At 32.6% G+C, this 12,402-nt stretch carries 12 protein-coding genes; 7 read left to right on the forward strand and 5 right to left on the reverse strand.

Annotation, left to right across the window (positions count from 1 at the left end; all coding sequences use genetic code 11):
- Positions 1 to 19: 19 nt before the first annotated feature.
- The 4 genes from GTZ96_RS00585 to GTZ96_RS00600 all read left to right on the forward strand — a co-directional run bounded on the left by GTZ96_RS00585 (position 20) and on the right by GTZ96_RS00600 (position 5,656).
- Entirely contained in the window at positions 20 to 997 is a 978-nt protein-coding gene (locus GTZ96_RS00585; protein ID WP_161640434.1) for a PorP/SprF family type IX secretion system membrane protein, read from the forward strand.
- Positions 998 to 1,153: 156 nt separating this feature from the next.
- Positions 1,154 to 2,341, forward strand: a complete 1,188-nt coding sequence (locus GTZ96_RS00590) for a phosphoglycerate kinase (RefSeq protein ID WP_161640435.1) — start codon at positions 1,154 to 1,156, stop codon at positions 2,339 to 2,341.
- A gap of 107 nt (positions 2,342 to 2,448) precedes the next feature.
- Entirely contained in the window at positions 2,449 to 4,437 is a 1,989-nt protein-coding gene (locus GTZ96_RS00595; RefSeq protein WP_161640436.1) for a LysM peptidoglycan-binding domain-containing protein, read from the forward strand.
- Between the two features lie 199 nt (positions 4,438 to 4,636).
- Complete coding sequence (locus GTZ96_RS00600) at positions 4,637 to 5,656, forward strand: DUF4837 family protein (protein ID WP_161640437.1); 1,020 nt, start codon at positions 4,637 to 4,639, stop codon at positions 5,654 to 5,656.
- A gap of 31 nt (positions 5,657 to 5,687) precedes the next feature.
- On the opposite strand, the gene GTZ96_RS00605 is transcribed toward GTZ96_RS00600, so the two are convergent.
- The 3 genes from GTZ96_RS00605 to rnpA form a co-directional block, all read right to left on the reverse strand.
- Positions 5,688 to 6,494: an OmpA family protein gene (locus GTZ96_RS00605; RefSeq protein ID WP_161640438.1), complete on the reverse strand. Its 807-nt coding sequence runs from the start codon at positions 6,492 to 6,494 to the stop codon at positions 5,688 to 5,690.
- On the reverse strand, positions 6,494 to 8,131 hold the full coding sequence (locus GTZ96_RS00610) for a S41 family peptidase (protein WP_161640439.1): 1,638 nt from the start codon (positions 8,129 to 8,131) through the stop codon (positions 6,494 to 6,496). Before GTZ96_RS00610 ends, GTZ96_RS00605 begins: the two co-directional genes overlap by 1 nt.
- 78 nt (positions 8,132 to 8,209) lie before the next feature.
- Positions 8,210 to 8,620: a ribonuclease P protein component gene (gene rnpA / locus GTZ96_RS00615; protein ID WP_161640440.1), complete on the reverse strand. Its 411-nt coding sequence runs from the start codon at positions 8,618 to 8,620 to the stop codon at positions 8,210 to 8,212.
- Positions 8,621 to 8,743: 123 nt separating this feature from the next.
- On the opposite strand from rnpA, the gene GTZ96_RS00620 reads away from it, so the two are divergent.
- The 3 genes from GTZ96_RS00620 to GTZ96_RS00630 all read left to right on the forward strand — a co-directional run bounded on the left by GTZ96_RS00620 (position 8,744) and on the right by GTZ96_RS00630 (position 11,312).
- A complete protein-coding gene (locus tag GTZ96_RS00620; protein ID WP_161640441.1) occupies positions 8,744 to 9,478 on the forward strand; it encodes a lysophospholipid acyltransferase family protein in 735 nt (244 codons plus the stop codon).
- A 10-nt stretch (positions 9,479 to 9,488) separates the two neighbouring features.
- On the forward strand, positions 9,489 to 10,475 hold the full coding sequence (locus tag GTZ96_RS00625) for an acyl-ACP desaturase (RefSeq protein WP_161640442.1): 987 nt from the start codon (positions 9,489 to 9,491) through the stop codon (positions 10,473 to 10,475).
- A gap of 183 nt (positions 10,476 to 10,658) precedes the next feature.
- Positions 10,659 to 11,312 carry an HD domain-containing protein gene (locus tag GTZ96_RS00630; RefSeq protein ID WP_161640443.1) on the forward strand — a complete coding sequence of 218 codons (654 nt, stop codon included), beginning with the start codon at positions 10,659 to 10,661 and terminating at the stop codon, positions 11,310 to 11,312.
- Between the two features lie 93 nt (positions 11,313 to 11,405).
- Here the strand turns inward: GTZ96_RS00630 and GTZ96_RS00635 are convergent, their stop codons facing one another.
- Positions 11,406 to 11,804, reverse strand: a complete 399-nt coding sequence (locus GTZ96_RS00635) for a hypothetical protein (RefSeq protein WP_161640444.1) — start codon at positions 11,802 to 11,804, stop codon at positions 11,406 to 11,408.
- A gap of 63 nt (positions 11,805 to 11,867) precedes the next feature.
- Positions 11,868 to 12,296, reverse strand: a complete 429-nt coding sequence (locus GTZ96_RS00640; RefSeq protein ID WP_181033116.1) for a hypothetical protein — start codon at positions 12,294 to 12,296, stop codon at positions 11,868 to 11,870.
- Positions 12,297 to 12,402: the final 106 nt, after the last annotated feature.

Consider the following 12,402-nt stretch of genomic DNA (forward strand, 5'->3'; position numbering starts at 1 on the left):
CCAAATGAAAATTATTAAAATGAAAAATATAGTAGCATCATTATTTATTCTCTTGACTGTAACTTCGGGTTACAGTCAGGAATTAAATTTACCTGTTTTTACCCAATATTTGGCAGACAATCACTTTGTGGTTGCTCCCACATTTGCCGGAATTGGGGACAACTTAAAAATCAGAGCCAATGGTTTAACTCAATGGGTAGGTATAAAAGATGCTCCTGATAATCAATCCGTTTATGCTGATTTTAGAATTGCCAGTCAATCGGGAATAGGAATTTCGCTTTACAATGATAGCAATGGAAATACAAGACAAACGGGAATGAAAATCTCCTTTGCGCATCACCTGATTTTGGATTATTATTCTAAACAATATTTGTCTTTTGGAATGTCTTACAATATCAATAATTTCAAAATAGACATCGATAAGTTTAATACTACCTATGAAATACCAATCCTCGATCCAAGCATTACCGATAACCGTTTTGTATCTAACAATAACTTTGATGTTGGTTTCTTATACAGAAACAAAGCATTTTATCTTAGTCTTAATGCCAGTAATCTTTTAAATAAAAATGCAGATCGCTTTTCAGGAGTAGAACCTATTTTACTTAGAAATTACCAAGTTTATTCAGGTTACACTTTTAGAAGTAGAGAAAATAGCCGAATTGAATATGAACCATCAGTATTTTATCAATACTTTGCCAGTGATGGCCGTTCTAGTACCGATGTCAATATAAAGTATCGTAAATTCAACAGGTATGAGGATTATTTCTGGGCAGGTATATCCTATCGCTTTCTGAATGACCAATTTTTTAAACCATTGAATTTGGGACCAATGGTGGGATTTAAGAAATCTAATTTCTATTTTGGATATTCGTACCAAATCACGACGAATCAATTTGCTTCATTAAATACTGGAACGCATGTTATTACCATAGGACTTGATTTCTTTGCAGGGATTAGTAACTGTCCATGTACTCAAAGTCCGGTTCATGATTAAAAAACAAAATTTATTTAATAAAAAACACTTTATTTGTTGATTTACAACGTTTTCGTTACAAAAAATCGTTTTTTTTTGATTTATTCAAATTCATTAATAATCTAAAAGTTCTATATTTGTTTCACTTTCAAAAAAATAAACTAAAAATAATACCTAATGAAGACTTTAAACGATTTTAATTTTGCAAATAAAAAAGCAATTATACGTGTTGATTTTAACGTGCCGCTAGACGAGAATTTTAATGTAACCGATGTTACCCGTATCGAAGCTGCAAAACCGACTATTGACAAAATCCTTGCCGATGGTGGAAGCGTAATTTTAATGTCACACTTAGGTCGTCCAAAAGGTGTTGAAGAAAAATACTCATTAAAACATATCTTAAAAACAGCAACTGACATTCTTGGAGTTCCTGTAAAATTTGCTTCAGACTGTATAGGTGAAGTAGCAAAACAAGCTTCAAATGATTTAAAAGCAGGTGAAGTTTTATTATTAGAAAATTTACGTTTTTACGCTGAAGAAGAGGCTGGAGATGTTGCTTTTGCAAAAGAATTGGCTTCATTAGGAGACATTTATGTAAACGACGCTTTTGGAACGGCTCACAGAGCACACGCTTCGACTACAATTATTGCTCAATTTTTCCCAACAGCTAAATGTTTCGGTACTTTGTTAGCTAAAGAAATTGAAAGCATTGATAAAGTATTAAAAAACAGTGAAAAACCTGTAATTGCAATTCTTGGAGGATCTAAAGTGTCTTCTAAAATTACAGTTATCGAAAATATTTTAGATAAAGTAGACCACATGATTCTTGGTGGTGGAATGACTTTTACTTTCGTGAAAGCATTAGGCGGAAAAGTTGGAGATTCTATCTGTGAAGACGACAAACAAGAATTAGCATTGGAAATTTTAAGATTGGCTAAAGAAAAAGGAGTTCAAATTCATATTCCTGTCGATGTTGTTGCTGCAGATGATTTTTCAAATACAGCTAATACTAAAATAGTAGATGTTCGTGAAATTCCTGATGGATGGCAAGGATTGGATGCCGGACCAAAATCTTTGGAAAACTTCAAAAAAGTAATTTTAGAGTCTAAAACAATTCTTTGGAATGGACCTTTAGGAGTATTCGAAATGGGAAGTTTTTCCAAAGGGACTATTGCTCTTGGAGACTATATTGCTGAGGCAACTGCTAACGGAGCTTTCTCACTTGTAGGTGGTGGAGATTCAGTTGCAGCAGTAAAACAATTTGGTTTCGAACATAAGGTAAGTTACGTTTCTACAGGTGGAGGAGCTATGCTAGAGATGCTTGAAGGTAGGGTTTTACCGGGAATTGCGGCTATTTTAGACTAATTTTCTCTTTTTTAACAATATTTATAGAAATTTTTAGTTGTAACCTATTAAGTTTGTATAAACGATTTTGTAATCGTTTAAAATTAAGCACGTTGACAATAAAAAATATGAATATAAAAAAAATCACTTTATCATTTTTTCTAGTACTAACAGTTCCCCTGTTTTCGCAAGAAGTTGCCGAAAGCAAGGGAACTTCTGTATTAGAAACTAAAGTATCCTATCTGGATTCTATTAAACGAAGCTTTGTTAATGATGACATGGCCAGTTGTGTAGACAGCTTATGGACAAAAGAACTGACTGACTTAGATTTATACAATGACATCACTAAGGATATTGAAAATATCAATACGGATGAAAAAGTAGATTATGAGTTACCTACCGAATTATTAAAAGCTAGGCTTGAGGCTATGAATGCTAAATCTCCATTTAACATTCAATACAATCAAGGATTAGAAAATGTAATTAAGTCATTTTTAAAGAACAGAAAGAAATCTTTTGAACGTTTAATGGCGATTTCGGAATATTACTTTCCAATGTTTGAAGAAACTTTTGCCAAACAAAACATTCCTTTAGAAATAAAGTATTTGGCTATTGTTGAGTCCGCATTAAACCCGAAAGCAGTTTCTAAAGTAGGTGCTACCGGACTTTGGCAATTTATGTATCAAACTGGAAAACAATACAATCTAAAAATAGATTCCTATATTGATGAACGCAGCGACCCATTAAAAGCCACTGCAGCTGCTGCCCAATACATGTCGAATATGTTTAGCATTTTTGGCGATTGGGAATTAGTATTAGCTTCTTATAATTCAGGCCCAGGAAACGTTGCAAAAGCCATCAGAAGATCAGGTGGACAACAAAACTTCTGGAGCATTAAACAAAATCTTCCCAAAGAAACTCAAGGTTATGTACCAGCTTTCTTAGCTACAATGTATTTATACGAATACCATAACGAACACGGAATCAAACCAAACAAAGCTATCGTACAGCACTTTGCTACTGATACGGTAATGATTAAAAAACAAATGTCATTCAAGCAAATCTCCGATTTATTGGATATGCCTGTCTCGCAATTGCAATTGCTAAATCCTTCGTACAAACTCAATGTAATCCCTTCGTATTCTTCTGAAAATCATTATTTGCGATTACCAAAAGACAAAGTGGGTGTTTTTGTTTCAAATGAAGATAAAATTTACGCCTATATTCAACACGAATTAGACTTTAAAAACAACAGTCCATTTAAAAACGGCGCTACCGCTATTGCCAGCGTTGAAAAACCATCTTCTTATTCTATTGGTCGTTTTACCCAATATTACAAAGTAAAAGAAGGCGATAATTTAAGCAATATTGCCAGCAGATATAATGTTGACATTAGCGACTTAAAAAAATGGAACAAATTAAATAGTAACAGCGTTTCATACGGAAAAGTGCTAACCATAATAGCAGCTGAAATTGAAACTAAAACTGATGTTGCTTCGGTTGAAACCAAAACAAACAAGGCTGATAAAATAAAGAAAGAAGTTAAAAAAGACACTTTAGTAGCTAGTAACAAAACCAATTATATTGTTCAAAAAGGAGATAACCTAAGTGATATTGCCGAACAAAACAACGTAACTGTTGCTCAAATTAAAGAATGGAATAAACTTTCTGGAAATACTATCCAAGCGGGAACTAGTCTACAAGTGACCGAAAGAGAAATTGAAACGAAAGAAGTAGTTGCTGCAACTCCTGAATTAAAAAATATTGAATACACTGTTCAAAAAGGAGATAACTTAGGTAGCATCGCTAAGAAATTTGGTACTGCGATTACTGATTTGAAAGAATGGAATCACTTATCAGATAACAACATTGCATTAGGAAAAACATTAATTGTAGCTAAAAACGAAATTGCAATCAACACTTCTAAGGCTACTGCAGCTTCTTTTAAGAAAGGCAAAATCGATACTTCTTTGCAACAGGATTATTTAGTTAAAAAAGGAGATTCCTTATTTAGCATTGCCAAAAAATCTGGAGTAACCGTTTCAGATATTAAGAAATGGAACGACATTAACAACGAAGAGATCAAACCAGGAATGAAATTGAAAATAGGAGGTTAATTATAATCCTCAAACGATACAAAAGGGCTTTATTTCTGTTGCGAAATAAAGCCCTTTTTCTGTTTTATGGGTATTTTGCACTATTTTTATTCCATTTATTAAAAATTTGGAACGATATTAGCTAACTAAAACACAAGAAGCTAATTAATAAACAATAATTCATACCCTAAATTTGAATTGCAGTTACAATCGATGCAAAATGAATAAAATCCATTTTATATTGCTTTTCGTTTCCATCTTTTTCATGTCCTGCAAACAGGAGGATCTAAATCCTGAAAAAACCAATGGAAAAATCAATAACATTTCGGTGATTATAGACGATTTGTTGTGGAATGGCGAAATTGGCGATAGCATCCGAAATAAATTTGCTTCTCCTGTAATTGGATTACCTCAAGAAGAACCTCTTTATACCATCAATCAATATCCGGTGAAATTAATGGAAGGCTACATGACGGATAGCCGAAACATTATTGTGATCAAAAAAGATACTAAAGAGAATTTCAAAATAGAAAAAAACAAAATCGCTTCACCACAAAATGTGTTCTATATTTCTGGAAAAGCTGCTGATGATATCTTGTGTCTAATTCAAAAAAATGCCGCTGAAATCATTAAAACCATTCATCAAACCGAGATTGAAGAATGCCAACGCATAAACAAGAAATCGCTTTTAAGTTCGAAATTTTTCAAAGACAGTTTCAACATCAAAATTGAAATGCCTTCCAGCTACGAATTAATGCTTCAAAAAGAGAATTTTGCATGGTTTAAAAAAGAAATCATTAGTGGAAATACCAGCCTTTTAATCTATCAAGTTCCTATAAACAATATTGAAAATAAAAAAAACAAGGTGTCCAGTATCATCCAGATGCGAGATTCCATTGGAAGTTTATACATTCACGGCAAGGAATTAAACACCGATATGATTACCGAAGAAGCTTATGCTCCTTATTTTTCAAACATTGTTCTGGATTACAAAAAGGCCTATGAAACTAAAGGAACTTGGGAACTAAAAGACGATTTTATGTCTGGCCCTTTTATTAATTATGCAATTGTTGACAAAGACAATGACCGCATACTGGTTTTAGAAGGCTTTTGCTACTCTCCTTCGAAAGAAAAACGAGATTTAATGTTAGAGCTGGAAGCAATCATAAAATCGATTAAAATCAACAAAAAACCGATTCCGAAGGAAACTTCAAAAATCATGGCAATGTTTACTAAGTAAAACGCCATTCGAGACTTTTTTATAAAGCCGATTAAATCTTAGTAATAAAGAACTCTACTCTTCGATCGAATTCGTCGCCTTTACCCAAAGGAAATTGATTTCCTAAACCTTTATAACTCATTCTTAAACTACTAATGCTTTTAGAAATTAAATACTTAAAAACACTCTTTGCACGGTTTAAAGAGAGTTTTCTTTCATTGGTAGCCCGATCAATAGCATCTTTGTAATCACTGGGAGTACAACACACATGACCGCGAATTTCAAATTCTATTCCTTTATTTTTTCGAAGTATTTCGACTATCTTATCCAATTCTTTTTGAGAAGACGCTGTAAGATTGCTACTTCCTAATTCAAAAAAAATATTTTCAAGATAGATTCGATCCCCTACTTCATGATGTTCTTGAAAAGAATTATAAATCCCTTTACCAAAACTATTTTTCTTTACAATTAATAAGTCAACACGTCGGTTTTTTGAACGAATATCATCTAAATTTCCTCCCGAAAAATCATCAATAAGCACACGTCCTTTGCCTTCAACAATTACAATTTTATTCTTATTAAATCCATTGGTCACTAAAATGCCTTTAACCGCATTTACCCTGTTTTCTGATAATTTTAAATTGTAATTATTATTTCCTCTATCATCGCAATAGCCATAAATTTGGATCGATTCTAGTCGTGTTGTATCTATTTCCCGAACAAAATTGGTAACAAGTTGCTCTTGAACAGCATCAATGTTGTATTTGTCGAACTCAAAATAAACGGTTCCGATTTTTTTTTCTTGAGCACATAATGCACCAACAGCAAAAAAAGCAATTATTAAAATAGATTTCAGCATTAGATTTTTAAAATATTCTTATAGGTTGCAGCATCGTTTAAAATACTCACCGCTTTTTTTATTTCCGAATTGGATTTCATATAATATTGGTAAAAACCTTCCTGATATTGGTAGCGTTTTATAATTTCTTCTAAAATCAAATCCTTGATTTCTTCTTGATGATTGTCTAATTGAGCATTTTCACTTTTCTGAACTACTGCTAACAATTGATTGTACTCGTTAATAATTGCACCGTCAATAGCTTCTTTTTTGGCTACAGCCAAAGTCAATTTTAAGGCTTCCTCAGTCTCTGTATCGAATGATAATTTTTGTGTTTTCAAAAACTGCTTGAAATCCTGAAAATCAGCATTCGTGAAATTTGGAATTTGATTTCCTAGATTTGGATTTTTATAATAATAAGTTGTGGCATAATTAAAAATACCATCGTTTTTGATTAAAGCGTTAGCAATAGCACTGGTTTTAGCTTCTTCAAGCGGCACATCGGGCAAAATCCCTCCTCCATCATAAACCGTTCTTCCTTTGCGGGTTTTGAAAGAATTATAATTGGTTGCCTGGGTACGAGTAGCCAATCCATTTTTGTCTTTATGAGCATAATCTAAGGCTTGAATACATCTTCCCGAAGGTGTAAAATACCTCGAAATAGTTACTTTCAACTGCGTATTATAGGTTAAATCAATAGGTTTTTGAACCAATCCTTTCCCAAAACTTCTGCTTCCTACAATAACCGCACGATCTAAATCCTGTAAAGCACCTGAAACAATTTCGGATGCCGAAGCACTTTTATCATTCACAATAATAACCAACGGAATCTCCAAATCTACCGGTTCAAATGCCGTTTTATAAGTATTGTTGTGTTTCTCGTTGATGGATTTTGTGGTTACAATCACTTCGTTTTTTGGAACAAATAAATTACAAATATTGATGGCTTCGCCTAAAAGTCCGCCGGGATTGTTTCTTAAATCCAAAACAATACGTTCCGCACCTTGCTTTTTGAGTTCCAATAAAGCTTCTTTAGTTTCGTTCGAAGCCTTTTTATTAAATCGACTTAAAACGATGTAACCCGTTTTATCATCAATTTTTGAGTAAAAAGGAACCGATTTGATTTCGACCTCATCCAGTGAAATCTGAGTCGTATTTGTTTTGCCTTGACGTAGGTATTTAATATCAATTTTAGTGTTTTTGGCACCTTTTAGCAATTGAGAAGCATCGTCTTTAAAATCAGCCATTACTACATCACCTATTTGGATAATCTCATCTCCAGCTTTGAATCCCGCTTTATCGGCTGGGAAATTTTTATAGACTTCTCGAAGAATTAATTTCCCTGATTTTTGAGTAATCAAAGCGCCTATTCCAGTATATTCTCCAGTATTGTTGATTTTAAATTTCAATACATCTTGCTCATTGAAATACACTGTGTACGGATCTAAACTGGCTAACATGCCTTTGATGGCGCTATCCATTAATTCGCCCGGATTAGTTTCGTCAACATAATTGGTATTCAATTCTTTAAAAAGCGTAGTAAAAATCTCTATTTGCTTGGCAATTTCAAAAAAATCGTCTTTAAAACTGGAACCAATAAACAAGAAAGCCGAAGCGACTACAGGAAGAATGTATTTTTTCTTAAAAGAGAGGTTCATGATGTTATATATTATTGACTACTAAATTAGGAATAAATCATCAATAATAAAATTGACAACAAACTTATACTTAATTGATTATTTGCCCAATTCATCTTCCTTTTCAGAAGATTCTTTTTTCGAATTTTGAGCTACAAACTTTTCAAACAACTGAATGGTTTTAGTATTGATTTCTTCATACGATAAACGCTCTTTAGTTTGATAAAAGAACATAAAAGCATACGATTTATCTAAATTATCTATGAGAATATGCTTGTTGAGTCGATAGGTTTCTCTAAGAATTCTCTTGAAACGATTTCTATCAACTGCTTTTTTAAAATTCTTTTTAGAAACCGAAACACCCATTTTTATTTTCTCGTTCTCCCCTAAAGAACCCGAATGATATACTAAACGCAAAGGATATTTAGAAACCGATTTACCTTCAGAAAATAACAATCCAATGCTGATTTTACTTTTTAGTTTTTCGTTTTTTGGATAGTTAAAGCTCATTTTTATGGGGAAAAGATATTTTTTTAGAGGACAAAGGTACAATTTAACACTAAACCTATTATTATTTAGGATTTAAATAGCACTAAAAAATTATTTCATACTTTTGCAGCTAATTTTTTAAGAATGCAAAAACTTATTTCGTATCCCGTATCCGTAATTTATTATTTGTGTTTTGGACTAACGTTAGTGATTTTCCATCCCATTCAGTGGATTTGCTTAAATATTTTTGGCTATCAAGCCCACAAAAAAAGTGTTGATTATTTGAACTTTTTTTTATTAAAATGCACTAACTTAGTAGGAACAACTTATACATTTGAAAATAGAGATAGTATTCCTCAAGGAGTACCGTTGATTTTTGTAGCTAATCACCAAAGTATGTATGATATCATAGCTATGATTTGGTTTTTGCGTCGATTTCACTGTAAATTTGTAAGTAAGAAAGAGTTAGGAAAGGGAATTCCAAGTGTTTCTTATAATTTAAGACATGGCGGCGGAGCTTTAATTGATAGAAAAGACCCAAAACAGGCAATTCCTGAAATTAAAAGATTATCAGAATACATCGAAAAAAACAAACGTTCGGCAGTAATTTTTCCTGAAGGGACTCGAAGTAAAACGGGAAAACCTAAGGAATTTGCCGTGACAGGAATAAAAATATTGTGTAAAAGTGCACCTTCAGCCTATATAGTTCCGGTAAGCATCAATAATTCCTGGAAAATGGTAAAATTTGGTTTTTTTCCAGTAGGTTTAGGAAATCATCTTACCTTTGTAATCCACAAACCTTTAAAGGTTAGTGAACATAATTTCCCTGAATTAATGGAGATGACAGAAAGTGCGGTAGTAAAAGGAATAAAATTTTAATATAAATAAAATGTCAATAAAAAACATTCGATTAGAAGTTATGCAGTTTTTGGAAAAAAACGTGACTGGCTATATGGATCAATATTTGATTCCGGTAGAGCAAATATGGCAGCCATCTGATTTTTTACCAAATTCTGAGGGAGATAATTTCTTAGAAGAAGTAAAAGAGTTACGCGAAATCTCAAAAGATTTACCATATGATTTCTGGGTAGCGATGGTGGGTGATATGATTACCGAAGAAGCACTTCCTACTTATGAAAACTGGTTGATGGAAGTAGAAGGTGTAGATAATGAAGAAAGAAACGGTTGGTCAGCCTGGGTACGTCAATGGACAGGAGAAGAAAACCGTCATGGTGATTTATTGAATAAATACTTGTATTTATCAGGTCGTGTGAACATGCGCGAAGTAGAAATGACAACACAACACCTTATCAACGACGGATTTGACATTGGTACGGGTAGAGATCCTTATAAAAACTTTGTTTACACAAGTTTTCAAGAGTTAGCAACCTATGTTTCTCACAATAGAGTTTCGCAATTAGCTAAAAACTATGGTGATAAAAAGCTTTCTAAAATGTGTAAGATGATTGCTGGAGACGAAATGCGTCACCACCATGCGTATAGCCATTTTGTTAGCGAAATTTTCAAAGTAGATCCTAGCGAAATGATGCTTGCTTTTCAATACATGATGAAAGCAAAAATCGTAATGCCAGCGCATTTCCTGAGAGAATCAGGACAAAAAATAAGCTCTGCATTTGAATTATTTTCTGATTCAGCACAACGTATTGGAGTTTACACTGCCAATGATTATGTTGAAATCATGCAAAAATTAATTGATAAATGGGAAATTGATAAAATTGGGGGTTTAACTGACGAAGCAGAAAAAGCACGTGATTATCTAATGAAATTACCAGCTAGAATGGCTAGAGTTTCTGAAAGAATCGTAATTCCTAAAGAATCTCACATTTTTAAATGGGTAGAACCGGCGAGATTATAGATTTCAGAATGCAAATTTCAGATTTTAGATTTCAGATTTTTTTGAAATTGATTTTTGAAATTGATTTTTGAAATTGCCATTGAAATTGAGTTACAAAATTAAAATACAATTTAGTTAATTTAAAATGTTGATTTTTGAAGTTGAAAAGCTTTGAAAATCAACATTTTTATTTAAAACAATAACATGAACAACAGCGACATTATCAGCAAAACAATCACTTTTGTAAAAGAACAACTCAATAATGCCGAAGGCGGTCACGACTGGTTTCACATCGAAAGAGTCTACAAAAACGCCTTATTGATTGCCAAAGAAGAAGTTTGCAATTTACAAATAGTCCAACTGAGCGCTTTACTTCACGATATTGCTGATAGTAAATTTCACGATGGAGACGAGTCTGTAGGTCCAAAAATAGCCAGAACATTTCTGGAATCTCAAAATGTTAGTGAAGACATAATCCATGCTGTTATCAACATCATCGAAAACATTTCTTTTAAAGGAGGAAATCTGGAAAAGAAATTCAGTTCGATAGAACTAGACATTGTTCAGGATGCAGACCGTTTAGATGCCATAGGAGCGATTGGAATCGCCCGAACATTCAATTATGGCGGATTTAAAAATAGAACGCTCTACGACCCTAAAATTGCGCCAAACACTAAAATGACTGTTGACGAATACAAAAATAGTCAGGCACCAACAATTAATCATTTTTACGAAAAGTTATTGTTGCTTAAAGACAAAATGAATACCCAAACAGGAAAACAAATTGCCCAACAAAGACACCGTTACATGGAAGGATTTTTGTCACAATTTTATGCAGAATGGGAAGGAAAAAAATAGTTAGCAGTATTCAGCTTTTTAGTATTCAGTGAATCAACAACTTTTTATTTATTCCAACAACTGATCACTAAAAACCTGACCTCTGAACACTTTTTAAATCCCTTTTTCTTTCATCTCCAGAATTACATCCGAAGCGCTTTTAAAAGTCGGTGCTTGTTCGGTAATGCTTCCTACCCTTTTCTTATTAAGTTTGAAAACAACATCATTTTCTGTAGTGAATAACAAGGCACTTAAAAAAGGTTGGTTCATATAAGAAGCCAATATTGGATAAGCTTCGTCTAAGCTGTGAAAGCTTTCAATTTCTTCTGTTTTATATCTTGCAATTAGCGAAAGACTAAAAACATCATTTTCCAATAACACAGGACGAACATAGATGTTTTTTAATTCGGTATCACCAATGGTTTTTGCTAAGGTTAATTTAGCAAAAGTTTTATCTTTAATACTTTGTTTTACTCTTTCCCAAAAAAGGGCAAATATAGGCTCGTATGACATTTTGTTTTTTAATTATTTAATTATTATAAGGCTAAATTAGATACGCTATAGTCGCCTTTTTTCTCAATATAATCTTCTGTTAACTTTATCAGCTATATCTTTAATTTTCCAATCTTGAACCGACCAAGTTTTTCCATTGTCTGAGGAAATAAAAGTTAACATAGTTTTGATTTTTTCGGACTTGCTTTTTATTGTTTCTTGATATTCAAAAAAAACATAACCAATAACTATATCTTTTGCATTTTCTATTTGAGTGTCTAATATTTTGTCAACTTGAAACTTAGTTAAATTTTTAAAATATTTTTCTACATCAATTTTCATTTTGTCGGCTAAAACTAAATCCGAAAAATTACCTTGACCACTTTTTGCGTAATAATTTTGCATTTCAATTAACATTCCTTTGTCCCAGATTTTAGATGCGGAATCATATTTTTTGTTAATATACATTTCGGTTAAATATTCTTTCGATAATTTATCCAAAGAACTTTTCATTTCCTTTTCAGTTTGACTGAAACTAAAATTAAAAACTAATAAAATTAAAACTGTAATTATCTTATTCATAATGTGCTACGGCTACTAACTCTGAACTGCTACTTGC

It is taken from the genome of Flavobacterium undicola (genome assembly GCF_009909155.2).
In the GTDB taxonomy this organism is placed as follows: Bacteria; Bacteroidota; Bacteroidia; order Flavobacteriales; family Flavobacteriaceae; genus Flavobacterium; species Flavobacterium undicola.

Coding starts and splice junctions, on each gene's coding strand:
- GTZ96_RS00600 (WP_161640437.1), top strand. CDS start 4,637: ATGAATAAAATCCATTTTATATTGCTTTTCGTTTCCATCTTTTTCATG.
- GTZ96_RS00635 (WP_161640444.1), bottom strand. CDS start 11,804: ATGTCATACGAGCCTATATTTGCCCTTTTTTGGGAAAGAGTAAAACAA.
- GTZ96_RS00630 (WP_161640443.1), top strand. CDS start 10,659: ATGAACAACAGCGACATTATCAGCAAAACAATCACTTTTGTAAAAGAA.
- GTZ96_RS00585 (WP_161640434.1), top strand. CDS start 20: ATGAAAAATATAGTAGCATCATTATTTATTCTCTTGACTGTAACTTCG.
- GTZ96_RS00640 (WP_181033116.1), bottom strand. CDS start 12,296: ATGAAAAGTTCTTTGGATAAATTATCGAAAGAATATTTAACCGAAATG.
- GTZ96_RS00590 (WP_161640435.1), top strand. CDS start 1,154: ATGAAGACTTTAAACGATTTTAATTTTGCAAATAAAAAAGCAATTATA.
- GTZ96_RS00620 (WP_161640441.1), top strand. CDS start 8,744: ATGCAAAAACTTATTTCGTATCCCGTATCCGTAATTTATTATTTGTGT.
- GTZ96_RS00595 (WP_161640436.1), top strand. CDS start 2,449: ATGAATATAAAAAAAATCACTTTATCATTTTTTCTAGTACTAACAGTT.
- GTZ96_RS00625 (WP_161640442.1), top strand. CDS start 9,489: ATGTCAATAAAAAACATTCGATTAGAAGTTATGCAGTTTTTGGAAAAA.
- GTZ96_RS00605 (WP_161640438.1), bottom strand. CDS start 6,494: ATGCTGAAATCTATTTTAATAATTGCTTTTTTTGCTGTTGGTGCATTA.
- GTZ96_RS00610 (WP_161640439.1), bottom strand. CDS start 8,131: ATGAACCTCTCTTTTAAGAAAAAATACATTCTTCCTGTAGTCGCTTCG.
- rnpA (WP_161640440.1), bottom strand. CDS start 8,620: ATGAGCTTTAACTATCCAAAAAACGAAAAACTAAAAAGTAAAATCAGC.